The organism is Actinotignum sp. usb-actsch-213, from assembly GCF_059085665.1.
The window spans coordinates 99112-125470 of the sequence record NZ_JBHNSQ010000035.1 but is presented as its reverse complement, the minus strand read 5'-3'; the positions used below and the strand labels follow the sequence as shown (position 1 = coordinate 125470).

The following is a 26359-nucleotide window of genomic DNA, read 5'->3' as shown; positions in this document are numbered from 1 at the left end:
CGAACACGGTTCCGGTATTCGCCACCGGCTTATCACTGTCGTTCCCGTCACCGCACTATAGCGCGCCCCGGCGTTTTCCGTCATAATTGATTGTTACTTTTTTCCAGGACACCACCCGATTATGTTCGGTCATCAGGAGGAGCTGCTCGTGGTCAACGATCCTCATAGCGCGCGCGAGGACGCAATACGGGAAGAACAGCTTTTCGTGGATACTGCGTACCGTGCCCTTGATCGCCAGCGTGAAGCCTATGCCCAGCGCCTGGCTGCGGTTCGCAGCCAGAGCGGTCAGGAAAGCGCCGGTGAGATGACCGAGCGAGACTCTTTCGCCACCCATTACGAAGATAATCTCACCCGCTTGCGGCGAGTCGAAAACCGGCTGGTTCTCGGCCGGCTCGATACCCGCGAGGGTGAAACGGATCATATCGGGCGGATCGGTTTGAAGGACGAAAGCGGAGAGATCTTGCTCCTGGATTGGCGTGCCCCGCAATCCGAACCGTTTTATCGGGCCACCGCCGCCCATCCGGGAAAGGTGCGGCGGCGCCGCCATATTCAGACCCGCCTGCGCACGGTCACCGGAGTGGAAGATGAGCTTCTTGACTCTTCGCGTGCCTCCTCAGATCTCAATCTGACGGGCGAGGGCGCTCTCATGGCGGCGATGAACGCGGCGCGCGACGGGAAAATGAACGATATCGTCGCGACGATTCAGGCCGAACAGGACAGTATTATTCGCGCCGATTCTAATAATGTGCTGGTGGTCCAAGGCGGGCCGGGCACCGGGAAAACAGCGGTGGCCCTTCATCGCGCTGCCTACCTTCTGTATACCCATCGCGAGCGCCTGGCGCGTTCTGGCGTACTCATTGTGGGTCCCTCGCCAGTCTTTTTGCGCTATATCGATCAGGTGTTACCGTCATTGGGAGAATCTGATGTCGTATCGACGACGATTGCCGGGCTGGTGCCCGGGGTAACGGTAAGCGCCGTCGATACTGCCCCCGCCGCGGAGATTAAAGGCCGCCTGGTATGGCGTACTATCGCCCCGCGGGCGGTGCGCACCCTCCTCGAACGTCCGTTGCGCAAGGCCGTGCGGATGCGCATCAGCGGGGTTGATGTACGCCTAACCCCGCAGGATGTCGAAAACGCGCAACGGCGGGCGCGCCGTACAGGTAAGCGGCATAACGAAGCCCGCGATACTTACGCGAAATACCTCGTAGATGTTTTAGCGCGGCAGGTGGCCGAAGGCCAGGACGTGGAGCTCTCGGAAAACCCGTGGATTATTGCCGATGTGGCAGAGAGCATTGATGCTCGCCGGGAAATCAACCTGCGCTGGATGCCTTCCTCCGCGGTGGCACTGCTGGAGCGCTTGCTCACCAAACCGCATCTTCTTGCCGAGGTGGCGCCCGAGCTCAATGCTGCGGAGCGAGCCGCGTTGCAGCGTCCGGTCGGGCATGGCATGACCATCGCCGATATTGCCCTCATCGATGAATTCGCTGAAGTTCTCGGATCTTTTGCCACCGATGCGGAACGCCACGCCCGGGCGGCACGCGATGCGGCCGAACAAAATCGACTCAGCTATGCCGGAGAAACAATGGAGGCGCTGGGCGTGGGCGGCGGGATCGTGAGTGCAGAGCTGCTGGCCGAACGGATGGGTGGACGCGGGGACGGTACCTCACTAGCCGAGCGTGCCGCCGCGGATCGGACCTGGACCTACGGTCACGTAGTGGTCGATGAAGCCCAGGAGCTCTCCCCCATGCAGTGGGAAATGCTCATTCGGCGTAATCCTTCCCGTTCCATGACGGTGGTCGGTGACCTTGACCAACGCCCGGATGGTTCACCACGAGCCGGCTGGGAGGGGTTGCTGGGCCGCCTAGCTGATCGGGTGCGCGTAGAAGAACTCACGGTGTCCTACCGAACACCGGCCGTTATTTTGGATACTGCCGGGGCGGTGCAGCGCGCGGCCGGGGTCATGGTGCGCCCCGTGCGTGCGGCCCGTACCGAGGGTGGCACCGTGAAGATCGCCGAGCGCTGCGCACCCGGAACTCTTACCACGGGCATTATTAGGGAGACGGCGCAGGTGTGCGAACGCTTGGATGCACGTTACGGGCAGGCCGGTACCCTCGGAGTGATCGTGCCGGAGACTCGAGTAGCTCGGGTAGCGGCCGCTATCGCGACAGCTCCGGAACTGGCCGGATGGACTGTAGACGTCACCGGTCGTGATGTCACGGCCCGGATCCAAGTTCTCACGGCAGTGCAGTCCAAGGGCTTGGAATTTGACGCTGTCGTGCTCGTGGAGCCAAATGAGATTTTGGCCGAGGGACCGGGCAATATTTACGTGGCGATGACGCGCCCCACCCAGCTCCTCCACGTGGTTTCTGAAGGCGCGCTCCCGGCCGGGCTCACCGCGAGCGCCGCCGGTGTTGGTTCCTAAGACCGCGCGCCCCTTGCGCTGCGGTTCAGAGGGCCGTGGGCTTCGGGCTGTCACGTCGCGGCTTCGCGTGCCGTGGTTACGCATACCGTAGTTACGCGTACCGCAGTTCGCAATTATTACCACTATGATTGATTAGTCAATGCTATGAGGCCGCTGTTCGGGTGGGTGAAGGAGTACGAATGACCGTGAAACCTTGGCTGGATATTTATCCGGAGTGGGTGCCTTCCGATATCACGGTGGACGAGGAAACTTTAGAAGAGTCGCTCCTGCGCGCGGCCGCACGCTATCCCAATCGGGTGGCCTTAGATTTCCTCGGGGCAACAACGAGTTACCGTGAACTTGTTGAGCGGTCCTGCCGTGTTGCCACTCTCCTGCGCAGTTTGGGGGTGCAGCGCGGGGATACCGTCGCCGTGGCCTTGCCAAATTGCCCCCAACATATGTATGCCCTGTGGGGTGCGATCCTGACGGGCGCAACCGTCGCGGAGATGAATCCGCTAGCTCCCCAACCAGAATTGCGCCGCCAAATTGCGATGGTTGATGCGCGAGTTGTTATCGCATGGGAGAAGACCATTGCCACGTTGGCACCAGATCCCCACGACCCGCGCCACTATTTCGCGGTGGACCTCTCCCGAGATTTACCGCTGACCTCTCGGATGCTTCTCAAGCTTCCGGTGGCGCAGGCTCGCACCCAGCGTGCTCGCTTGCGCGGGAGTGTTCCGGCTCACGTGGCATCTTTTGATCGGGAGTGGCGGAAAGCGGTTCCTATGGATCTCGCTACCTTCCGTAAACCGCAGGCGGACGACGTGGCGCTGTATATGTTCACCGGGGGTACCACTGGTAAACCGAAAGCGGTAATGCTCACGCACCGGAATTTGGTGTCCAACCGCAAGCAGATCATTGCTTGGGTGCCTTTTGAAGCTGATCATCACGAGGTGATTGCTGGGGTGCTGCCCCTCTTCCATGCATTCGGCTTTACCCTCATGATGATGTGCGGCCTTGATCTGGCTGCGACCGCTATTTTCTTGCCGAATTTCGATATTCAGTCCTTGCTGGCTGCCCAGAAGCGGCGCCCCATCACCGTGCTACCCGGAGTAACACCCATGTTCTCCCGTATTCTTGCCGAGGTGGAAAAGCGGGAATCCGCCGGGGAAAATATTGATCTGTCCTCGATTCGTTTCGGGGTGTCCGGCGCGATGGCGCTGCCGGAGGAGGTGGCGCGCCGCTGGGAAGAACGCACCGGAGGTTTCCTTATTGAGGGGTACGGGATGACGGAATCGTCTCCGGTGGTTTCTGGATCTCCGATGAGCCAGGATCGGCGCCCCTCCACCCTAGGCGTTCCTTTCCCCGGTACCGAGGTACGCATCGCCAATCCCGATAATTTGGCGGAAGATGCCGAGGATGTGGGTGAAATCTTGGTGCGCGGCCCGCAAGTTTTTGCTGGGTACCTGGGTGAAGCAGAGGAAACCGCGCAGGCGCTGTTCGGAGACTGGCTGCGCACCGGTGACTTGGGGCGCTGGGATGGGCCTTTCATCGTTATGGCAGATCGCGCGAAGGAGATGATTAATTCCTCCGGTTTCAATATTTATCCTTCCGAGGTGGAGGATGTCTTGCGAGAAATGCCCGAGATCCGCGACGTGGCAGTTGTGGGGATCCCCGCCGCGGAACGTGGCGAATCCGTGGTAGCAGCTCTCGTTTTAGAGCCGGGGTCCACGGTTGACCTGGCGGCGGTGCGCCGCTGGGCCGAAGGCAAGCTTGCCCATTACGCGATGCCCTCGTCCATTGCTCTTTTTGATGCCCTTCCCACCTCCCAATTAGGGAAGGTAATGCGCCGCTCGGTGCGCGAACAGCTGGATAATTTCGAACTGACGGCCGGGGTGTGGGTGAAAAAAGCCGGCGCAGTTGCCGGAAGCGCCACTGCCGCGGTAGGTGATATGACCCGTGAAACTTTCGAGCGCGTATTGGCCGGGTTGGAGGCCACCTATAATCTGACTGTCGATCAGATTCAAAGCTGGGCCTCCAACGTCACGAAGTCTGCTACGGAAAGTGGCGGTGCGGTACGCCAGTGGGTGGATAAGACTGCCCCCAGCCAGGAAACGATTGCCACTTTCGTGCGTTCTGCCGGGGCTACTTTGGAATCTTTTGCCACCTGGGTAGTACGGTCCAGCCACGACCTAGTTGCAGGTGCCACGCGATCCATGACACCTGCCGTAGGAGATAATGGAACCGGCCGCAATGACCAGACCAATCCTGAGGGAAGCACCGATGGCGCTACTCGCCCAGACACGGAGAACACCGCCGTATCACAAAATAGGGAAAACCCGGAGAACGCTGAAAGTTAGGCCCCTAGCATTGTGTCTCCGCGTGCGGCATAGTTTTCATAACGACGCCGCATAGCACGCTGACCTCCGACGGTGCACAGCATTCACGCAGTTTTCCGCGTATTGCTCCCTCAGGACTGAGGTTTCGAGAAATCCGGCGATTCTGATGCAACCGGAACATCCGGATCCTGGCGGAGATCTGCGATGGCCCGCTCGAAATCGTCAATGGAATCGTAATTTGAGTAGACCGATGCGAACCGAAGGTACGCAACTAGGTCAAGGGCCTTGAGCGGTTCAAGAATGGCGAGGCCTATATCATGCGCATCAATCTGCGAGCTGCCCGAGGAGCGGACTTTCTCTTCCACCTGGGCTCCGAGTAATGCCAGTTGGTCTTCGGTGACCGGACGCCCCTGGCATGCCTTCCCCACCCCGTTAATAATTTTTTGACGTGAGAAAGGTTCGGTAGCACCCGAACGCTTGACGACCACAAGGCTAGCTGTTTCCAGCGTGGAAAAGCGCCGGTGGCAGTTCGGGCATTCACGACGACGGCGAATGGACAGGCCATCATCAGCGGTACGAGAATCAATCACCCGTGAATCAGGGTTGCGACAAAATGGGCAATGCACATTAATCATTCTAAATGGCTCAGCTATAATGCGCCAACCGCATAACTATGGTAGTCCCGTAGGTATCACCCGTACCATCCGGGCGGTCTATGCCCAGCCGGTACCTCAGGACTAATAACCCGGAATCTCAAGCACCTGGCCGGGAACCAGATCATGAGAAGCGAGCCCATTGAGATTGACAATATCCGCCACCCCGGTGGAAATATCCGGAACACCCGGAATGCTGGCGGCAATACTCGCCAAGGTATCCCCGCCTTGCACTGTTACGGTTGCCATTCCTGTTTCCAGGAAAGTGGTCCCTACGATCATGGCAAAACTGGCCAGGAGAAGAGTGACAGCAATGGTCAGCGCAACCCGCACACCCATCCGCACGATTCCATCCAAAGAAGCTGAAGCGGCGCGCGAAGGTACCGACACCTGAGCCGCTACCCGAGTAGTAGATGAGGCTTCCCCTCGAGTAGCTATATGACTAGCGGATCGGGCCGGCGCACCCGCCGCCGATCGCACAACCGGCCGTGGCGCAACGACCACCGGGCGGCGCACCGCACCCAGAGCCGGAGTGTTCCAGCGCCGGCGTGCCCCAGCTACCCGTAGCGCGGTGACCGAAGCTCCCCCGCGAACATCCCCGCGGCGAACTTCTTCCCCGCACGGCTTACTGTGCACGGCCGCGGACTGCTCACCCACTACCCGCAGTTTCGGGTGCCGCCGGCTGGTGTGAGCACGGCTAGTTTCCCGCGTTATCTCCTGGTATGCGACACTCATTTTTCACTCCTCGAACATTCGTTCGCCGAACATCTGTATGTTAGACTAGTACGACAGCAAGGGTTTGTCTAGAACGTTCGTTCGATTCCGTGTGGTTCGGTTACGCTCCGAACCCCGCCGTCGTAGAACTATTCAAACCCGCCCTTACGACAAAAAATTCGGCACGAACGCTCGGGAGTGCATATGGATCATCCTCAGCTCACGGCTCGCCAGGCAGAGATACTGGACGTTGTGATTGACGGAATCGTCACCCACCGTGTCCCGCCAACGGTGCGGGAAATTGGTGAAGAAGTGGGTATGTCCTCCCCTTCTTCAGTGAAATACCAACTCGATGCACTTGAGGAAAAGGGCTACATCTCCCGCAATCCGCGCCGGCCGCGCATGATTGAGCTCACAGACGCCGGGCTCGCCCACGCACGCCGCTCCCGCGGTGATTCCGAGTGGGGAAGCGGGCTACTTCCGGTGGGCGAACCGGACCGAACCAGCTTAGAATCTGACCTCCCGGTAGATATTAGTGAAGCAATTAATGTGCCAGTTGTCGGGAAGATCGCGGCTGGAGCTCCGATTCTGGCTGAAGAGCTCATTGAAGATGTCTTCCCGCTACCGCGCCAATTGACGGGAACTGGTGAGCTTTTCACCCTGAAAGTCCAGGGCGAATCGATGATTGATGCCGCGATTTGCGATGGGGACTGGGTGGTGGTGCGCCGCCAACCCACCGCTGAAAACGGGGAAATCGTTGCCGCCATGATCGACGGCGAGGCCACGGTAAAAGTTCTCCAACGCCGCGATGGCCACGTTACGCTACTTCCTTGTAACCCCGCCTACTCCCCCATTCCCGCTGATGATAGCGAAGTACTCGGGCGCGTCGTTATGGTACTGCGCACCCTCTAGCCAAGCCCGGTTTCGGGTGGCCACCGGAGCGCCACGATTGGTAAACCCGCATACCGAGCAGGGGCGCGTCGTCGTACCACTGCCTGCTGCCCAAGCGGGGTTACCATCCAGGTAAGGCCGCTATTTAACCTGAGCCGCGAGCCGCCCCAGGGCCGCACGCACCACGGCACCGTCGCCCGTTCCCCACATATGCGGAAGGGAGACACGCAAGAACCCACCGTAACGCGCGGTAACAAGCCGCGGATCTAGAATCGCCACCACACCCCGGTCACCCTCACTGCGGATGAGGCGCCCGGCCCCCTGCGCCAGCAATAGAGCAGCATGCGCCGCGGACACTTCCATGAAGCCGTTATATCCGCGCTCGTTAGCCCGGCGTGAACGCGCTTGCACCAGCGCATCGTTGGGGCGCGGGAACGGAATCCGGTCAATGGTCACCAAACGGCACGTCACACCGGGAACATCCACACCCTGCCACAGCGAAAGCGTCCCAAAAAGCGAAGCGTGGGGATCCGCGGCGAAATCTTTGACGAGGGTGGGCAGCTGGTCTTCGCCCTGCGCCAAAATCGGTACATCGAGGTGATCGCGAGCGAAAGCCGCGGCCTCGTTTGCGGCCTTCCGGGAAGTGAAAAGGCACAGCGCCCCGCCCTCCGAAGCCTCGATCAATTCGACGAGTTCACGCAGAGTTTCCTCCCCGTACCCCTCCTTCCCCGGGACGGGTAGGTGGCGCGCAATATAGAGAATGCCCTGCTGATGGTAGGTGAATGGCGATCCGACGTTGATTCCCCGCCACGGTCCCTGGCTCGGATAAGAAAAACCGATCTGACGCGCGGCCAGGTCAAAACGCCCACCGATGGCCAGCGTTGCAGAAGTAAGGATCGCGGGGCGGGCCTCGAAAAGCGTATCCGCCAACGGCGCGGACACATCGAGAGGCGCCGCGCACAGACTCGAACGCCCCTCCAGATCGCGGGAAAGCCACACGACCAAAGCGCCGGCTGCCACCTCCTCACTCACCATGGCGCTTACCATATCGACGCAGGTAGAGAGCCGATGACGTACCACGGCTTTCGTCGCGGCATCTGATTCGGTACTGCCGGGCAAAGCTGCGACGTCGTTCTCCACCAGCTGCAATTCACGCAACAACAGCATGAGAGCGTCCTGCAGGGGCGCGGGAAGGCACGTGAGGCGCCCTTCCTCCAGTTCATCCATAATGGCGACGACGCCGTCACGGGCCCGTTCGATCCCCTCGGCCAAGATTTTTTCGCGGCGCAGCAAGCGCGCCAATCCCGAGATTTCGCCATGCGAGAGCGCAAACGTGAGTTGGCTCGTGACACGGTCGGCAAGATCATGAGCCTCGTCTACAACGAAAGCATCCACGTCGGGGAGTACCGGGGTGCCGGAACTATGCACGCCCAGCATGGCGTGGTTCGTGATAACAATATCCGCCTCGGCGGCTTCGGTGCGCGCCCGCACCGGAAAACACACGTCACGCAGCGGGCACTTCACCCCCACACATTCGGGTTTACTCAAGGACACCTGGCGCCAGGCCCGCTCGGATACCCCGGGGACAAGGTCGTCACGGTCCCCGGTTTCAGTTTCCGCGGCCCATTCACGCAAGCGCTTGACTTCTTCACCGGTTGCGCTCGCGCCATATTCTCCTTCGGCGCGGCTGACAAGCGCATCATCTTCGGGATAACCGCCGTGGACCTTGCGCAAACACACGTAGTTATTCCAGCCTTTGAGCAGGGCAATATGCGGTTCATGACCGGTTACCGCGCTGACGGCCCGCGCCACACGCGGCGCGTCCTGCCCCACGATTTGGCGCTGCAAAGCAAGGGTGGCGGTGGACACGGCCGCACGCTGACCGGTCCGCACCGACCATTCCATGAGCGGGACCAGGTAGCCGATGGATTTCCCAGTTCCCGTCCCGGCTTGAATCAGTACGTGGGAGGAGTCCTCCAGAGCGGTGGCGGTCTCCTCGACCATACGATTCTGTCCCTCGCGGACCGCTCCCCCGAGATCCGCGACCACCAGCTCGAGGATCTCGGTCAGTTCTTTCCTCATGCCCGCATCCTGCTGGACACCTCTGTTTGGATACCCCAGCGGGCGTCGATCTGCCCAGCAATATTGGCGCGTACCCGGGCGTGAATACGAGTGCCGGTTGGCAGATACTCGAGCTCGTCCAAAAGTTCGCCCTCTTCCAGAATCCGCGAGACGAGATCGCCACGCTCGAAAGGAATAATGGCATCAATTTCAATATTGGGGTGGGGCAGTTCTTCTTCGATGCGCGCAAGCAACTCATCGATACCCACCCCGCTATGGGAAGAAACCGCAATAGCGGACGGGTAGCGTGAACGCAGTGCGGTCAGATCTACCGGATCAGCAATATCGGCTTTGGAGAGCACAATAATCTCCGGGATATCACGGGCACCGGGCACATCCACGAGCACGTCATGTACGGCGGTGACCTGGGCGACCGGGTCTGCGTTGGAAGCATCGACCACGTGAAGGAGGACATCTGCCCCGTCCACTTCCTCGAGGGTGGAGCGGAAAGCTTCGACCAGCTGGGTAGGAAGATTACGCACGAATCCCACCGTATCTGAAAGCGTGAATTCGCGCCCTTCCGGGGTAATAGCTTTACGTACAGTCGGGTCGAGAGTGGCGAAGAGGGCATTTTCTACCAGAACATTCGCCCCGGTAAGCCGGTTGAGCAGCGAGGATTTCCCGGCGTTCGTGTAACCAACCACCACCACGGAGGGGATACCGGTACGGCGCCGTTCAGCACGCCGAGTGGAGCGGGCCGGTGCCATCTTTTTGATATCGCGCCGGAGTTTTGCCATGCGTTGGCGGATGCGGCGTCGATCTAATTCCAGCTGAGTTTCACCCGGGCCGCGCGATCCGATTCCTGCACCGCCGGCCACCTGCCCACCGGCCTGACGTGACATCGATTCACCCCAACCGCGCAACCGTGGAAGGAGGTATTCGAGCTGTGCGAGCTCTACCTGAGCTTTGCCCTCCTTCGATTGGGCATGCCGCGCAAAAATGTCGAGGATGAGGGCGGTACGGTCAATAACCTTGACGTTGACGAGATCTTCGAGGGCACGCCGTTGAGAAGGCGCCAGCTCGGTATCAACAATGACGGTATCAGCTTCTTGAGCCTCCACCATCGCGGCTAGTTCTCGGGCTTTTCCCGCCCCGAGGTAGGTGGCGCGGTCAGGAAGCGCGCGGCGTTGGATAACCCCGGCGAGTACCGTGGAGCCGGCAGTATCAGCTAGTGCTGCGAGTTCACGGAGGGATTCTTCGGCCCGGGGACGGTCATCAGCGAAAACTCCCACAAGGATGACTCGTTCCAGGCGAACCTGACGGTATTCAACATCGATACCTTGTTCGCGTTCGATACCGCGGGCTAGGCCTTCCACTTCCTGGAGGCCGATGTAGTCGCGGTGGATGTTATCCGTACTCGCTTGCCATACGGTATCGGCTTGGAGCACCGTGCCGCGGCGGGTAGAGATATCAACATCACCGACGTGGTGCTCATGTTCATGTACTTCGTTGCTAATGGCCACGTTCTCCTTCGTATGGACTCTTATTTTCTCACGTTGCGCCGAAGTTTCCTACCGGTAACTTGGCGCATATGCGTGTTCTACGGCGCTTCCTGCGAGTTTCTTCCTCTCCGTGGCTCGTTTAAGCTGGTGTTATGACTTCGCACTACTTTTCAGAGCATCCGGATACCGCGAGCAATACCCGCACCATGGAGGTAACGATCCGCGGGCGGGACTATTCCGTTACGGTCGACGACGGCGTCTTTTCCGGCAACGGCCTCGATAAAGGAACCGCGGTCCTCTTACGAAAAGTGCCCGAACCGGAGTTGGAGCCAGGTGAAATCGCAGTGGACCTCGGATGCGGCTGGGGGCCGATCACCTTGGCTTTGGCCGCTGAAACTCCTCACGTTATCGGGGTGGATGTGAATGAGCGGGCTCGTGAATTGACGCGTATCAACCTTGAAACCAATGGCTTGCGTGGCGAGGTGCTTACCCCCGGCGAGGCCCTGGAGCGTTTAGGAGAGAAATCAATTCGGTTGCTCTGGTCTAATCCTCCTATCCGGATCGGGAAAACTGCCTTGCATAACTTGCTTGCTACCTGGCTGGGCCGCCTGGCCTCAGATGGCGAAGCCTACCTGGTTGTACAGAAAAATTTGGGTGCGGATTCTCTTGCTACCTGGATAGCGGGCGAGGGCTACCTGTGCGAGAAGATTGGATCCTCCAAGGGATTCCGGGTCCTGCATGTACGCCGGTAGCTATGCGCATTGGCCACTAGGTTCGAAGAAAATACCCCGCTAGTGACACGGGCACTCCTCGCACTCCTCAGTCAAATCCTCGAGGATTCGGGAGGCAAGCTGGACCGGGGTATCCGCATCAGCTTCCAGCCACGTTATACGCGGATCGGCCCGGAACCACGAGCGTTGCCGACGCGCAAGTTTCCGGGTAGCGATACGGATTTCTTCCGTTCCTTCAGAGAGGCTGAGGCTGCCGTCCAGGATCGCCATGGCCTGAGGGTATCCGGTGGCCCGCGATGCGGTAGGGGCTTCTCGCAAGCCGCGGCGCAACAAGTCCGCGGTTTCTTCGAGGAGTCCTTCCCTCATCATCTCATCCACACGTGCGTTGATCGCGGCATGAAGGTCAGTTATTTCGCGGTGGATCGCGAAGATATGTACATCCTCATAGTGCGAGGTGTGGCGCGGGAAACGCGGGGTGTAGGGCTTACCCGTGAGCCGAATAACTTCCAGAGCTCGAATGACCCGGCGTTCATTACGAGTATCGATGGTGGCATACGCCTCCGGATCGCGTTCCTCCAACTCCCGCAAGAGCCGAGGGTAATCGCTGCGGGCTTCTTCCGTAATCACAGCACGCAGCCCGGGATCGGTCCCGGGGAACTGCAATTCATCAAGAAGCGCAGACACATAGAGCCCCGAGCCTCCCACCACCAAGGGGATTTTCCCCGCCGCGGTGATAGAAGCTAGATCCTGCCGAGCATGCTTTTGATAGGCAGCAACCGAAGCTTCTTCCGCGATATCCAGCTCATCAATTTGATGGTGGTGAATTCCATGCCGCTGCGCGAGCGGAAGTTTAGCGGTACCGATATCTAAACCGCGGTACAGCTGCATCGCATCGGCGGAGATGATCTCCACCCTGGATGGCCCACCCAAAAATTCTGCAAGTTCCAGCGATACAGATGTTTTTCCGCTTGCGGTGGGCCCCACGACTGCAATAATCACTCTGCCACCGTACCTTCGGACGCGTAACTGTACCCGCCATCACCCATTTCTTCCGCGGTGCGTTCATCTAGGAGAAGCGCCCGGGCTTGACGCAGCGCCTGTGCGCATTGCTCGGCTGTGAAGCCGCGCCGGGCGAGCATGGCGTACGTGCGCTGAGCTAGCGTTTCCGGTTTCCCGGAAGCGCTGCGCAGCTTCTTCACGGCTAGCTCCACCGCGGAATCAAGTTCAGCATCGGGACTAATTTCCGCGAGCGTTTCTTCGATGAGATCCGCGGCTACGCCTTTGCGGCGCAACTCAGCTGCGATAGCACGCCGGGAAGCATTTTTATCACGCCGACGAACCGCAGCGAGGACACGCGCAAACTTGGCATCGTCAATGTAGCCAGCAACTTCAAATTCGTGGAGTACCCGTTCAGCCACTACCTCCGGCACCTGACGGGTGTGGAGCGCCTGACTGAGCTGATAACGGGAACGGTCCATCATACCTAGCTGGCGATAGACAATATCCCGAGCCCGGCGTAGTTGTTCTTCTTCACTCAAGGATTCAAGGTCACGCACACCTCGGTTCCCTCGCCCATTCCGGGTGCCCCGCTGTGATCGGCTGCGGCCCGGTGATCGCCCAGAGTGCTTGTTGGTATCCGAGTAGTTTGTCACCGTGACCACCTACTTAGAAGTCAACAGTCTCGGTAGCATTCCCACTGCTTTTCGCGGATGAGCTCTGCTTGGTACCCGTGGAACTGGTAGCAGCACCACCGCTACCCGCCTTAGTTTCGGTTTCTCCGGTTTCGGTTCCTTCCGTATCTTCACGCAGTCCGGCCTTGCGGAGAATTTTATCCTCAATTTCATCACGCAAATCCGGATTATCCATAAGGAATTGGCGGGCCTTTTCTTTGCCTTGGCCCAATTGATCACTCTCATACGTGAACCAGGCGCCGGCTTTGCGAATAATATTCAACTCCACACCGACATCGAGAAGGCTTCCCTCCCGGGAAATTCCCTCACCGTAGATGAGGTCAAATTCTGCCTGCTTGAAAGGCGGAGCCATCTTGTTCTTGACGATCTTGACGCGGCAACGATTCCCCACCGGCTCACTACCGTTTTTAAGAGTTTCAATGCGCCGCACGTCCATGCGAACGGAAGCATAGAACTTGAGTGCCTTCCCTCCGGTGGTCGTTTCCGGGTTACCGAACATCACGCCAATTTTTTCACGCAGCTGGTTAATGAAGATAGCGGTGGTTCCCGAAGCCGAGAGTGCACCGGTCATTTTCCGCAGCGCTTGGCTCATGAGGCGTGCCTGTAAGCCAACGTGGGAATCACCCATATCGCCTTCGATTTCCGCCTTGGGAACAAGGGCCGCCACGGAATCGATGACGATAATATCGATCGCGCCAGAGCGGATGAGCATATCGGCAATTTCCAAGCCCTGTTCTCCGGTATCCGGCTGGGAGACAATCAGCGAATCAGTATCAACGCCCAAAGCCCGCGCATAGATCGGATCAAGTGCGTGTTCTGCGTCGATAAACGCAGCGATGCCACCATTGCGCTGCGCGCTGGCAACAGCATGGAGAGCAACCGTGGTTTTACCCGAAGATTCCGGGCCGTAAATTTCTACCACGCGCCCGCGCGGCAATCCGCCAATACCGAGGGCGATATCCAGGGCGATAGATCCGGTAGGAATGACTTCCACCCGGGGACGGACATGATCCCCCAGCCGCATAACGGAGCCCTTACCGAATTGCTTATCAATTTGCGCCAGGGCGGTATCAATTGCCTGTTTGCGATCATCCGCCATGGGGCGCCCGACCGTTTTGGTGCGGGCACTAGCTTTAGCTGCGGCCATATCCCATCCTTACTCACGTTTCCTACAGATCAGGCCTAGGCGAGACACTCCCTCTCCGAGAGGCTCGAGATCACTGTATATCCGGCCTACGACATACTTAGACGCTGCGAAACTCTTGTGGATAACGCTGACGCCTGAGGATCTGTGGATCTGTGGATCTGTGGATCATTCTAGTACGAACGGTTGTTCGGTACCGCATTGAACAGGTGTGTCACCCACTGCATTCACACCTAACTCGCGAATACTGCACGCAACTGCCTACCGCGAGAACGACGTGCGAGCACTACTTCACGAGTACTACTCCCGGTCACTATTCACGGGCCGCGAAATCTTCCGGGCTAAGCCTATGGAGGTAGTGATAGTAATCCGGGAATCCCATCGTGTCGCACACGGCATCCCAGATACGTTGCGGATCTTCCCCAGCTTCAAGGGCTTGGGCCGGGCTACGATCTCCCAGGGCGGAAAGAACGAGATCTTGGGCTGCACTTCTCCCGCGCCCATGCGGGAAAGCACGATCAATATTGAGCCAGAATTCTGATTCACGCACCGGTGGATTATATTCCTTCATGTGTTGTGGGGTCGTGGGTAAGACGCGCCTGGCGAGAAGCGCTCCGACACAGCATAACGGCGCGTATCAAGGAGAGCTGAAGCCACGGAGCTAGCTCTGAGCGCCCCCGCTTCGCGAGCGGTGCGCACCTTGACCGCGCCGTTTGCGACGTGGTGCACAGGGATTACTTTGTAGTGGAGAGTTCCCCACGCATGAGTTCCGCCGGGCTTTCCGGCACGCGCAGGTGGGCCGGGATGCGACCTTCAACCAGGTCAATCCGATCGGCAACCAAGCGCAGCACGTGACTCATGGGTACGTTAAGCGCCCGGCAAATCGAAGCGAGGAGTTCCGAAGAAGCTTCCTTCTGGCCACGTTCGACTTCGGAGAGATATCCGAGAGATACACGTGCATCGGAGGAAACTTCCCGCAGGGTACGCCCTTGCCGTTGCCGGTAAGCCCGTAAAACCTCACCAATCTCTTCGCGAAGGAGAGCGGGTTGGCGCTGTTCAGGACGCACTACGAAATCATTCTTCCGGGTTACGCCGGTACGGGTATCAATTGTCATCACTAACCTCAACGCCTACTTCCTGTTTTTATTCCCCACAGAGCGAAACATCTTCATCGCCTCCGGTGCCAGGCTCGTGGCACGAGGCCATCAAAAGGTTCCACAAATATTAAGCCAGGCGAATCTGAAGATTTACTGGGAGCGAACAGGAGTTAGTCAGGACACAGCCGACTCGGCACCCTGATCGGTTGCGCCGTCGTGCAAAAACGCGTCAAGAAGTTCGACGGCGCCGCGCACCGCCCCGCTCCGTACGTCGCTACGCCCCCCGGCAATATGAAGTTCGCGCGCCATATGCGCCCCGTTCCGCGTGCTCACCGCAATCCATACCGTTCCCGCCGGGTGTCCATCATGCGGGCCGGGCCCGGCTACCCCGGTGGTGGCCATGCCGATATCAGCTCCGGCGACGTCGCATACGCCCTGCGCCATCTGGAGCGCCACGTCCCGATCCACCGGCCCGTGGCTACGTAGACGTTCACGGGATACGCCCAGGATGCTGGCTTTGAGGTCGGTGGCATAGCTGACCACTCCCCCGCGCAGCACCGCGGAAACCCCGGGAATGGTGACGAATTGTGCGGTGAGCAGCCCTCCGGTGAGGGATTCCGCGCAGGCGAGGCTGAGGCCGCGTTCCCGCAAGCGTCTCACGCAAGTTTGCGTAAGCGCGGCGAGCTCCGCCGTGCCAATGGGCTGCGCCGTCGTCATGAGTGCGCCTCGTGGCCGCCACCGCGGGCAATACGCACCGCGTCACCTACATATCCGATCGCGGACCACACCGAAAGTACGAGGGCAACCCCGAGGGTTATCCACCCGAGCCACTGGAAAATATCTCCGCCCGGGTGACCAAGCCACGCGATCCACGGCAGCATGAGGATACCGGCGCCGATGGACTGGGCAAACATCTTGAGTTTGCCGATCCATCCAGCTGCTATGACCTGTTTCGTCACCACGAGCATCCGCACCAGAGTAATGAAAATTTCGCGGGAGATCATGAGGATGGTGACCCACCACCACAACCGGTCATGAAGAGACAGCATAATGAGCGCCGCTGCTATGAGGCCTTTATCAGCGATGGAATCGGCAAGTTTCCCGAAGTTGGTGATGAGGCCCCGCGAACGCGCCAGCTGCCCGTCAAGGCGGTCAGTGAACGCGGCGACGGCGAAAACTACCCACGCCCAGAAACTGCGAGTAGCAGTGGGCTCCCAGAACACCCAGATAAAAACGGGGATGAGGATAATCCGCGTGACCGTCAAAGCATTCGCAATATTGAGGAGGGGCGGCTCGCTCGCCTCCGGAGCGTTCGTGTGAGACATGGCCCTACTTTACCGCCCCGTGAGCTGCCAGGCGTCCTCCCCGGATTCGCCAGCGGGGTCATCGTCGTCATACCAGGTGGGTGCGGTGCTCTCCGGGTCGTGTGCCAGTGGATCTTCGGCGTAGCGGTTTGCGTACCCGGTGCCGGCTCCGGCGCCGTTCGCGCCGTTTGCTGCGCCTGCACCGCTTCCAGCGTAGGCACCGTTAGCGACGTTCCCGGCGTTCCCGCCTTCCGCACCGTGCCCCGTTGCCGCGCCATTCGCTCCAGTTCCCGGCGCACCGGCGCCAGCTCCGGACCCGCCATCACCTGTTTCGTCCTCGTAAATCGAGTCGCGTTCTCCGCGCAGCATAGCGAGGGCATCCTCCACCAGTTCCGGGGCCACCAGCACGTCGCGGGCCTTGGAGCCTTCGGAAGGCCCCACAATCTCGTATTGTTCAAGCAGGTCCATCATCCGCCCCGCCTTGGCGAAGCCAATGCGCAATTTGCGTTGCAACATAGAGGTAGATCCGAATTGGGTGGTGATAACAATTTCCGCGGCCTGGAGCAGAATATCGAGGTCTTCACCGATTTCTTCGCGCTGTTTCTTCTCGCGCCCGGCGGCCTCTACCGTTTCTTGGAAGTCTTCGCGGTACTGGGGGCGCAGCTGCGTTTTCACATGCTCGACAACACGCTCAATTTCCGCCTCGTCCACCCAGGCACCTTGAAGGCGAATCGGCTGGGCACCGCCCGGCATGAAGAGAGCATCACCTTGCCCGATAAGCTTCTCCGCCCCACCTTGATCGAGGATGGTACGCGAATCAGCTAGCGACGAGGTCATAAAGGCTAGGCGGGAAGGAATATTCGCTTTAATGAGACCGGTGACCACGTCCACGGAGGGACGCTGGGTGGCGAGCACCAGGTGAATGCCGGCGGCGCGCGCCAGCTGGGTGATGCGTTGGATGGAGGATTCCACGTCGCGCGGGGCCACCATCATCATGTCAGCCAATTCGTCCACCACGACTAGCAGGTAGGGGTAGGGCTGGAGGGTACGGTGCGGATCATGCGCCTTAACGGTGCCCGCCCGTATCGCCTCGTTGAAATCGGTGATGTTCTTGAAGCGGTAGGACTGCATATCGTCGTAGCGCGCGTCCATCTCCTTGACCACCCATTCCAGCGCCTCGGCGGCCTTCTTCGGGTTGGTGATAATCGGGGTGATGAGATGGGGAATGCCCGCGTAAATCGTCAGCTCCACACGTTTGGGATCCACGAGGATCATCCGCACTTCGTCCGGGGTGCAACGCATGAGCACCGAGGTAATCATCGAGTTGATGAACGATGACTTACCGGCACCGGTGGCGCCCGCCACCAGCAGGTGCGGCATTTTCGCCAGGTTGGTCACCACGAACTGCCCACGCACGTTCTTTCCCACCGCCACGGTGAGGGGATGGTGGTCACGGCGCGCCACGTCGGATGCCAAGACGTCGCCTAGCTGCACCACTTCACGGTCCGCATTGGGAATTTCGATGCCGATCGCGGATTTACCGGGAATGGGGGAAAGAATACGCACATCGGCGCTCGCCACCGCGTAAGCAATATTTTTCGAGAGCTGGGTGATGCGCTCTACCTTGACACCCGGCCCCAATTCAACTTCGTACTGGGTGACCGTCGGGCCGCGCGAAAAGCCTACTACCTGCGCATCCACCCCGAAATCAGTGAAGACCTGGGTAAGCGCAGCCACAACACGATCATTGGCTTCGGTACGTTCGGGATGCACCGCTCCGCGTTTGAGCAGCTCCGGTGAGGGAAGCTCATACAAAATACTCGGGTCGAGGGCCAGTTGCTGAGTGCGGGTGAACGGTGCACCGGTATCGGGTGCGGGCAGATCAGGCACCGTAGCCTCCGCATCCTGGGTCTCAGCCACGCCGCCGGTTTTCTTGGTGCGCACTGTTTTTTTCGGCGACGGCGCCGCCCGGCCCGCCGGCCCGCCGCCCGCCGTAGTCTGCGGCAGCACCGTGGTAGCGCCCTGGGATTGCGCACCGTTGGCGCCATTGGCACCGTCTGCCCAGGCAGCCCCCGCCGCCCCGTCCGCACCATTCCCGCCGTTACTGGAGGCTGGATCGGTAGCGGCGTCGTCGTGCTCAGAAGAAGCCCCGGACAGTGCCGCATCCAAGTAACTGCGCGCGGATTTTTTTCCACGCCGGGACGTGCGCCCGGCGCTGGGGAGCCGGGTGGTGTTCTCCGCCGCGTCAATATCATGCGGGGAATCGTAGGGCACCGAGGCGGAATGCCCGCGGTTGGCGATCTCCTCCCCCGCATCAAGCTGGCGCTGTTCGCGCCGGTCCCGAATAGTCGCGGCGATATCCGCCATCGAGACGTCGGCGATATAGAACCCGGCCCACAGGATAATAATGACGAGGATAGGAACAGCTCCCCACGGGGAGAAAAGCATCTCGAGGACACCCCCGCTGAGCCACCCGATCAGGCCGCCGGCGTTTTCTACGTCCGCGAAGTGGTCGGCTGGGCTACGCGGCTGTTTTACCACATGAATAATGCCGGCCAGGCACACCACAATAATCAACACACCCAGCAGTACCCGCCGGTGTTCATTCCCGCGCGCCGGGACCACCAGCCTGATAGCGAGGGCCAAGAAGACGGCAGGAAGAAGAACGGAGAGCAGCCCGAAGATACCGGCGGTGGCGTGGTGAATAACCCCGCCAAGCACTCCGGAAATATTGAACCATTCGCGCAGTGCCACAATAACCGCGAGACCGAGGAACGTCGCCACGAGGGCGTTGCGCACATTGCCCGTCAGCTGGCGCCCCTCCGCCCGCTCCGTGGCCGCCCCGTTTGCGGGCGTGGCGGAGCGTCGGGACGGGCGGCGCGCGGGCGCCGTCGTCTCTTTCTCGGTTTTTTTGACACGTCGCTGAAACTTCACATCAAAAGCCTAGCCTTTGTGCAAAAAGTTGCCCCTCCCGGCGCGCCGCGTGCGAGGGGGACTACACCTCTACGACGGTCGGAATAATCATGGGCGAACGGCGCAGTTTACGGGAAACCCAGCGTCCCACCACACGCCGCATGGCCTGCTGCATCCCGTAGCTATCCGAACCCTTCGCCACGGCTTCTTCCAGGGCCCGCGTGACTTCCGGAGTGATGCTGTCAAAGACAGTTTCATCTTCAGCCATAGCGCGCGCCTGGAGGTGCGGGCCGGTAACGATACGCCGCGCATTGGTATCCACCACCGCGAAAATAGCAATAAAGCCTTCGTTGGAGAGGATCTGACGGTCCTTGAGTTCAGATTCGGTAATATCCCCGACCGAGGAGCCGTCTACGTAAATATTCTGGAAAGGCACCGAGCCGACGAGGCGAACTTCGCCGTCGATCATATCGATAACCGAACCGTTTTCCGCCAGGATCACATTATCGGCAGGAACCCCGGTTTTCACCGCGACGCCAGCGTTCGCGACCTGGTGGCGCACCTCCCCGTGAATGGGCATGGCGTAGGCCGGTTGCAATATGTTGTAGCAGTAGAGCAATTCGCCCTGGGCAGCGTGCCCGGATACGTGCACCCGCGCATTGCCCTGGTGGATCACATTCGCGCCGAGCTTGATGAGCCCGTTGATCACCCGGAACACCGAATTTTCGTTTCCGGGAATGAGTGAGGAGGCCAGCAGCACCGTATCCCCGGGATTAATCGCCACCTTGGGATGGGAACGATTCGCGATGCGGGAAAGCACCGCCATGGGTTCACCCTGCGAGCCGGTCGACATGTAGATGCGGCGGTTTTCGGGCAGATCCTTCATGTTCTTGAGATCGACGACGGTGCCTTCTGGCACGTCCAAATACCCCAGTTCCTCCGCGATCTTCATATTGCGCACCATGGAGCGGCCCACGAAGGCGACCTTACGACCGTTCTGAGCCGCGGCGTTGAGGACCTGCTGGACCCGGTGCACGTGCGAGGCAAAAGAGGCAACGACGATCTGCCCGGTAGCCCCGCCGATCACCGAATCAATCACCGGCTGAATTTCCGATTCGGAATGCACAAAACCGGGAATTTCGGCATTGGTGGAATCGCACATGAAGAGGTCTACGCCTTCATCCCCGGCCGCCGCGAAAGCACGCAGGTCGGTGAGGCGCCCGTCCAGCGGAAGCTGATCCATCTTGAAATCACCGGTGATGAGAATATTGCCCTCCGGGGTGCGGATGAAGAGGGCCAGTGCATCCGGAATGGAATGGTTGACGGCGATGAACTCAAATTCCATGCCCGCGATGCTCATAGAATCCCCTTCGGCCACCACGGTAACATTCGGGGAGATGTGGTGCTCCTGGAGTTTCGCCTCCACAAAAGCAATGGTCAATTGGGAGCCGATTACCGGGATATCCGGGCGCATTTTCAGCAGATACGGCACCGCCCCGATATGGTCCTCATGCCCGTGAGTGAGCACGATGGCGGCAATATCCTCGAGGCGATCTTCCAGATAGTCAAGATTCGGGAGAATAAGATCAACACCGGGTTGGGCTTCTTCGGGGAACAGCACGCCACAATCGGCAACCACCAGTTTTCCCTGGTATTCAAGAACGTTGCAATTGCGGCCAACTTCACCAAGCCCACCTAGGGGAACAATACGAACGGCATTCCGCAGCGGTGGTACAGATTTCTTCACTTCATCACTCACCCCTGTATTCTCTCACGAAGCGGGGCGCTTCCATAGGTGCTTCGTGCCCGGGCTTAAAACTGGCGGCTAGGTACCCGTGAAGTCGCGGGCACCGCGTGCGTCACCAATGAGCACCGCGTGCATCACCGGGGCACACCGTGCCCGCACCAGCAGGGTTAGCTAGCTGGGAGAAGCCCCTCGGCGCGCAGCGCTTCCGCCAATTCGGCGATTTGCGCCGTAGATGCCCCTACCAAGGGCAGACGCAGAGTAGCCGAGGGGATAATCCCGAGAAGTTTGAGTGCTTCTTTCGCCATAACGGCCCCCTGCCCGCTTCCCATAATCGCGGAAATAATTTGGCGTTGCGCGGCGGCTTCCCGGCGAGCAGCCGGCAGATCTCCGGCATCAACTTGTTCTACCAGGGCCCGCAAGCGCGCCGCAATAACATGCCCGGCCACCGAAATCACCCCGGAGGCCCCGTGCGCGAGCCAGGCGAAATTGAGGGCATCGTCGCCCGAGTAATATTCCAAGCCGGTACGTGCCATTTTGACGAAACCTGCCGCCACGTCCCCGGTGGCATCTTTCACGGCGCGGATGCGAGGGTGCTCAGCCAGGCGCAACAGCGTATCCAGTTCGAGCCGTACCCCGGTACGCCCCGGGATATCGTAAACCATCACGGGCAGATCCGTGGCTTCTGTCACGTTCACAATATGTTGGTAGACGCCTTCTTGGGAGGGCCGGTTGTAATACGGGGCGACGACGAGCAGCCCCTGCGCCCCACTCTTCTCGGCGCCGCGGGCAATGCGCACCGCGTGAGCGGTGTCATTGGAACCGGCACCGGCGATCACCATGGCGCGGTTACCCACCGCCGCGCACACTTCCCGCACCAGGACATCTTTTTCCGGCTGGTGCGTGGTGGGAGATTCTCCGGTGGTGCCAGATAGGAGCAGGGAATCACAGCCCTGATCCACGAGGGTGGTGGCCAGCGCCACCGCGGCATCAACATCCAAGGACCCGTCGGCGTGGAAAGGTGTCACCATAGCGACGCTAACGGATCCGAAACTACGTGAAGGCAAAGTGTGCTCGTCCATGGGCTCAGCCTATCGTTCCCAGCTCATGTACCGCTCTAATCCCACCTGCACGCCCGGATGCTGGTCAATGCCGCGGATGGCCAGAAGCACCCCGGGCATAAAAGACTCACGGGTGAACGAGTCTTGGCGCAAAGTGAGCTGTTCCCCCGGATTTCCCAGCAGCACAGTTTCGTGGGCATTCAGGCCCCGGAGGCGGACCGCGTGCACCGGGATGCCGGCAATTTTCTCCCCGCGAGCGGGTGCAGGCCCGACGGTGGCATCGGGAGCCGGGGCGCATCCGGCTGCAGCCCGGGCCGCCGCGATTTTCTCCGCGGTGGCGCGCGCCGTTCCCGAGGGAGCATCAACTTTATCGGGATGGTGCATTTCCACCACTTCGACGGATTCGAAATACGGGGCGGCCATTTCCGCGAACATCATGGTGAGCACGGCACTCAAACCAAAATTCGGGGCAATAAGCACATGGCGCCCCGTCTCCTTGGCCACCGTCTCGATGCGCGCAATCTTTTCCGGGGTCCATCCCGTGGCCCCGACGACGGCGTGACAGCCATTGGTCAGCAAAGCCCGCACGGTATCTTCCGTGGCATCGGGAACGGTGAAATCAACTCCCACGGTGGCACCCGCCAGGGTCCGGGCGTTGATGGGATCGTCCTTGGTGATCCGGGCGGTCAGGTTCATATCGGGAGCATCGGTAACGGCGGTGCACACGGTGCTACCCATCCGTCCCGCCGCGCCGATTACAGCTACGTTGATAGTCATACCGTCCATGCTACGTGGCCTGGATAGACTAGGTGCTATGAGTTTTGGATATGAGCACAGCTCGGAACGTTACGATGCCCACGGTGGGCGCGACTACCGGGGCACCCGGGGCCCGCGCGAAGGCCGAGATCGCCAATTTGACCGCCGGAATAGGCGAGGCGGGGGGCCGCGGGAACGGCGTGAATTTGTGCGGGTCGAGGGAGACGACGTCGATCTTATCGACCGTCTCCACGAACTGGACGGACGTAACTACCCGGCCTACAAGTCCGTTATCGGTGATTATGACTACGGCATGTACACGGTCCATATTGATCGGGTGCAATCCGATCCCTACGCCCCGCCCTCCTCGTTGCGGGTGACCGCCGATCCGGCGAAGGTGGGGATTCCCGCTGACCTTCTCACCACCCCGGAACAGCGCCTGGCTGTTGCTGATTTCCTGGCCCGTACTTTTGCGGAGCGCGCCCGCCATTCTCGCGATATTTCCATCGCGAAAGTGGGGCAAGAGATTTTGGAGCGTTCGAGCGCGACTGTTTTCGCCAATCACGTGGAACTACGTTTCCAATGTCATTTCCCGGCTCAGGGGCGCACCATCCTCGGGCACGCCATGGCGCAAACCGCAGATGAGTACCTTCCCGAGATTATCGAAGCCACGCTCAATTTCTCCTCCGAAGGGGAAGAATTCGCTGCTCACCGGGCCGCATTACGCAGGCACGTGGAAGCCTATGAGGATTATCTCGCTCTCCAGGCAGTGGTTCGGGAGCGCGGTTGGATTGGTTTTATTAACGACGGCGCGGTGCTGGTGCGCCGCTCAGGAATTTCCGATCTTCCTTTGACAGACGCCATCGCCTTCTCCAGCCCCGAGAACTTGCGTGAAAGTGTGCATCTCCCCCATGCCGGTGAGGTGACCGGTATGCCGATTATCCCGGGTATCACGGTGATCGTCGGCGGGGGCTACCACGGTAAATCCACGCTGCTCTCCGCTCTCGAGCGCAGCGTCTATCCGCATATCCCCGGGGACGGCCGCGAACTGGTGGCCCTGGATCCCAGCGCGATGAAAGTGCGTGCTGCCGATGGGCGCTGGGTGACTGGCGTGGATGTCTCGGCTTTCATTAATTCCCTGCCCGATGGCACGGACACCACCGATTTTTCTACCGAAAACGCGTCGGGTTCCACGTCGCAGGCCGCCGCTATTTCCGAGTCCATCGAAGCAGGTTCGCGGGTCTTGCTTATTGATGAGGACACGTCGGCTACTAATCTCATGATTCGTGATGAGCGGATGCGCGAGCTGGTTCCTGCCACTCAGGAACCTATTACACCTTTTGTGGATCGGGTGGCCGGTATGGCGCGCGCCGGTATTTCCACCATTATGGTCATGGGTGGCTCGGGCGATTATTTAGATGCCGCGGATCGGGTGCTTCTCATGGACCACTATGTGTGCCACGATGTTACGGAACAGGCCCGTAAGGTAGCGGCAGCACACCCGCGGGAACGCAATGATATTGCTGAGTTTACACACCCGGCACCGCGCTATCCGCTCCCGCTCAAAGCCCACGGGGTGAAGGCGAAAACGAAATCGCGCGGGGTGGATCTTATTTCTCTGGACCGCGCGGATATTGATGTCAGTGATGTGCCCCAGATTGTGGATCCGGGTCAGACCGCCGCGATTGCCTGGGCGATTCGCTCCCTGACCGACCCCACCCGCGCTCTATGCCTGCGGGGCAAATACAGCGTCCCGGAGGGTATAGAGCGCCTCGAAGAAGCGATCGCTACGCACGGTCTGGATGCCCTGGGTGCCGGTGAGAAACCAGCTTTCCTGGTACGGCCGCGCGCGGTGGATATCGCCGCGGCGCTTAACCGTTACCGCACCCTCAAGGTGGTGCACGCACCGGTGGACGATCCGACCTCGGACGGGGCGGAGGATGCAGAAAACGCTCAAGATACCGTCGCCACGGAGGTCGCGCCGTCGGCCGAAAGCGCACCGTCCGCACCGTCGGCCGAAAGCGCCCGCTAGTTCTCCGGTCCGACCGTTACACACGAACGCTGGCCTGCCGCAATACGGCGGGCCAGCTCGTTTATATCGGCGGCGCGCACGGCGCGGGCCCGGCGCAGGTGTTCCTCATGCGAAATGAGGCTGCCGCGCACCAGCTCGGAGGTGCCGAGCCGGGTCATGGCGGTGCCCACTCGTTCGGCGTCGAATACAATATCGGCACGCAGGCGCCGGAAGGCGGATTCCGTTTCTTCTTCGCTTACGCCGTCGCGGGCGAGGCGATCCAATTCGGTCATCATGAGCTCGCGTACGGTGCCCACATTATGCGGGGCGCAGCCTGCCGCTAGGCAGAACATCCCACCTTCGCGATAGCTGACCGGGAAGGAATAAGTCGAGTAGGCCAGGGCGCGCCGCTCGCGAATTTCCTGGAAAAGCCGCGAGGAAGTTCCCCCGCCCAGAATCGCATTGAGGGCGAGCAAAGTGGGCAGGTCCTCACTGGTCAAGCTCACCCCCGGCATCCCCACGATAACCGCCGCCTGCTCCACTTCCTTCGGAACGTGCAGCTCGCGCGCTTCCTGGTAGACGATAGGCGGGGCGATACGGCGCGGGTGCGCATCGCGCTCCGTGCTCAAATCCCAGCCCCCGTCACTCAGCGCGCGCACCGCCAGCTCGCATAGTTTGTCATGGTCGACGGCGCCCGCGGCAACCACCACCACTTCATCAGGATGGTAGACCCCGTGGTAGTGCTCGAGAAGCGCCTCGTGTTGCAATGCCCGCACCGTCTGCGCCGTTCCCCCGACGGGGCGCGCCAGCGGGTGATCCCCAAAGACAAGCTGCGGGATTTTTTCCATGGCGGTATCGGTGGCGTCGTCAGTGTACATGGCGAGCTCTTCGAGGATAACGCCGCGTTCCACCGCAAAGTCTTCGGCACTGAGGGTCGCGCTGGTGAGCATATCGGCGAGGATATCAATAGCCTGGGGCAGGTCCTCGTCAAAAATATGACCGTGATAGTGGGTGTATTGCTTCGAGGTAGCCGCGTTGAATCCCCCGCCCAGGTAGTCCGTTTCTCGCGAAATATCGAGGGAGCTGCGCCGCTTCGTGCCTTTGAACAGCAGATGCTCGAGGAAATGGGTGGATCCTTGGGTCGCCGCCACTTCGTCGCGAGACCCGGCGCCCACCCACATGCTGACGTAGGTGGAGTGAATATGGGGCAGGCGGTAGCTGAGGACACGGAGCCCGCCGGGGAGGACGGTGCGGCGCAGAAGTGCGCCGTCGTCGTCAATACTGAGACTTGCGCCCGTATCAAGCGGAAGGGGCAGTTCGCTATACAACATGGGAATACTTTCCTG

The 26359-nt window shown here is 60.2% G+C and carries 21 protein-coding genes; 5 read left to right on the top strand and 16 right to left on the bottom strand.

All coding sequences use genetic code 11. The features are described from left to right. Positions 1–121: 121 nt before the first annotated feature. Positions 122–2422, top strand: coding sequence for a HelD family protein (locus tag AC5RK6_RS04090; RefSeq protein ID WP_320758117.1), 2301 nt, complete (start codon positions 122–124; stop codon positions 2420–2422). A 179-nt stretch (positions 2423–2601) separates the two neighbouring features. Then, entirely contained in the window at positions 2602–4761 is a 2160-nt protein-coding gene (locus tag AC5RK6_RS04085) for an AMP-binding protein (RefSeq protein ID WP_320758118.1), read from the top strand. Between the two features lie 110 nt (positions 4762–4871). On the opposite strand, the gene nrdR is transcribed toward AC5RK6_RS04085, so the two are convergent. Both nrdR and AC5RK6_RS04075 read right to left on the bottom strand, forming a co-directional pair. Then, a complete protein-coding gene (gene nrdR / locus AC5RK6_RS04080) occupies positions 4872–5375 on the bottom strand; it encodes a transcriptional regulator NrdR (RefSeq protein ID WP_016442531.1) in 504 nt (167 codons plus the stop codon). A gap of 102 nt (positions 5376–5477) precedes the next feature. Next, the gene (locus AC5RK6_RS04075) at positions 5478–6128 is read right to left on the bottom strand and encodes a LysM peptidoglycan-binding domain-containing protein (RefSeq protein ID WP_320758119.1); all 651 of its coding nucleotides are present in this window, start codon (positions 6126–6128) and stop codon (positions 5478–5480) included. A 183-nt stretch (positions 6129–6311) separates the two neighbouring features. Here AC5RK6_RS04075 and lexA point away from each other — a divergent pair, with 183 nt between their 5' ends. Continuing rightward, positions 6312–7019 (top strand): transcriptional repressor LexA, encoded by a 708-nt coding sequence (lexA, locus tag AC5RK6_RS04070; RefSeq protein WP_016442529.1) that lies wholly within the window; start codon positions 6312–6314, stop codon positions 7017–7019. Between the two features lie 120 nt (positions 7020–7139). Here lexA and AC5RK6_RS04065 read toward each other — a convergent pair whose 3' ends face one another. Continuing rightward, positions 7140–9080 (bottom strand): ATP-dependent DNA helicase, encoded by a 1941-nt coding sequence (locus tag AC5RK6_RS04065; RefSeq protein WP_435730739.1) that lies wholly within the window; start codon positions 9078–9080, stop codon positions 7140–7142. Then, the gene (gene hflX / locus AC5RK6_RS04060) at positions 9077–10582 is read right to left on the bottom strand and encodes a GTPase HflX (RefSeq protein WP_320758121.1); all 1506 of its coding nucleotides are present in this window, start codon (positions 10580–10582) and stop codon (positions 9077–9079) included. The genes AC5RK6_RS04065 and hflX overlap by 4 nt, the downstream gene beginning before the upstream one ends. Before the next feature lie 131 nt (positions 10583–10713). Between hflX and AC5RK6_RS04055 the strand changes: the two genes are divergently transcribed. Continuing rightward, entirely contained in the window at positions 10714–11313 is a 600-nt protein-coding gene (locus AC5RK6_RS04055) for a class I SAM-dependent methyltransferase (protein WP_320758122.1), read from the top strand. Between the two features lie 39 nt (positions 11314–11352). Here the strand turns inward: AC5RK6_RS04055 and miaA are convergent, their stop codons facing one another. The 11 genes from miaA to dapB form a co-directional block, all read right to left on the bottom strand. Next, complete coding sequence (miaA, locus tag AC5RK6_RS04050; RefSeq protein WP_320758123.1) at positions 11353–12291, bottom strand: tRNA (adenosine(37)-N6)-dimethylallyltransferase MiaA; 939 nt, start codon at positions 12289–12291, stop codon at positions 11353–11355. Next, the gene (locus AC5RK6_RS04045; protein WP_320758124.1) at positions 12288–12848 is read right to left on the bottom strand and encodes a regulatory protein RecX; all 561 of its coding nucleotides are present in this window, start codon (positions 12846–12848) and stop codon (positions 12288–12290) included. The genes miaA and AC5RK6_RS04045 overlap by 4 nt, the downstream gene beginning before the upstream one ends. A 109-nt stretch (positions 12849–12957) precedes the next feature. After that, positions 12958–14130 (bottom strand): recombinase RecA, encoded by a 1173-nt coding sequence (gene recA, locus AC5RK6_RS04040; RefSeq protein ID WP_320758125.1) that lies wholly within the window; start codon positions 14128–14130, stop codon positions 12958–12960. A gap of 310 nt (positions 14131–14440) precedes the next feature. Further along, on the bottom strand, positions 14441–14677 hold the full coding sequence (locus AC5RK6_RS04035; protein ID WP_320758126.1) for a DUF3046 domain-containing protein: 237 nt from the start codon (positions 14675–14677) through the stop codon (positions 14441–14443). Between the two features lie 184 nt (positions 14678–14861). Continuing rightward, on the bottom strand, positions 14862–15242 hold the full coding sequence (locus AC5RK6_RS04030) for a helix-turn-helix domain-containing protein (RefSeq protein ID WP_026428564.1): 381 nt from the start codon (positions 15240–15242) through the stop codon (positions 14862–14864). Positions 15243–15398: 156 nt separating this feature from the next. After that, positions 15399–15941: a CinA family protein gene (locus AC5RK6_RS04025; RefSeq protein WP_320758127.1), complete on the bottom strand. Its 543-nt coding sequence runs from the start codon at positions 15939–15941 to the stop codon at positions 15399–15401. Continuing rightward, positions 15938–16549, bottom strand: coding sequence for a CDP-diacylglycerol--glycerol-3-phosphate 3-phosphatidyltransferase (gene pgsA, locus AC5RK6_RS04020; protein WP_435730740.1), 612 nt, complete (start codon positions 16547–16549; stop codon positions 15938–15940). Before pgsA ends, AC5RK6_RS04025 begins: the two co-directional genes overlap by 4 nt. Positions 16550–16558: 9 nt before the next feature. Then, entirely contained in the window at positions 16559–19462 is a 2904-nt protein-coding gene (locus tag AC5RK6_RS04015) for an FtsK/SpoIIIE family DNA translocase (protein ID WP_435730741.1), read from the bottom strand. A 61-nt stretch (positions 19463–19523) separates the two neighbouring features. Then, on the bottom strand, positions 19524–21200 hold the full coding sequence (locus AC5RK6_RS04010) for a ribonuclease J (protein ID WP_320758188.1): 1677 nt from the start codon (positions 21198–21200) through the stop codon (positions 19524–19526). A 155-nt stretch (positions 21201–21355) separates the two neighbouring features. Then, on the bottom strand, positions 21356–22267 hold the full coding sequence (gene dapA / locus AC5RK6_RS04005; RefSeq protein ID WP_320758187.1) for a 4-hydroxy-tetrahydrodipicolinate synthase: 912 nt from the start codon (positions 22265–22267) through the stop codon (positions 21356–21358). A gap of 9 nt (positions 22268–22276) precedes the next feature. After that, entirely contained in the window at positions 22277–23023 is a 747-nt protein-coding gene (gene dapB / locus AC5RK6_RS04000; protein ID WP_320758186.1) for a 4-hydroxy-tetrahydrodipicolinate reductase, read from the bottom strand. Positions 23024–23060: 37 nt separating this feature from the next. Here dapB and AC5RK6_RS03995 point away from each other — a divergent pair, with 37 nt between their 5' ends. Further along, a complete protein-coding gene (locus AC5RK6_RS03995) occupies positions 23061–25034 on the top strand; it encodes an ABC-ATPase domain-containing protein (protein ID WP_435730742.1) in 1974 nt (657 codons plus the stop codon). On the opposite strand, the gene AC5RK6_RS03990 is transcribed toward AC5RK6_RS03995, so the two are convergent. Beyond that, positions 25031–26344, bottom strand: coding sequence for a M16 family metallopeptidase (locus AC5RK6_RS03990; RefSeq protein ID WP_320758184.1), 1314 nt, complete (start codon positions 26342–26344; stop codon positions 25031–25033). The two genes, AC5RK6_RS03995 and AC5RK6_RS03990, sit on opposite strands and share 4 nt — an antisense overlap. Positions 26345–26359: the final 15 nt, after the last annotated feature.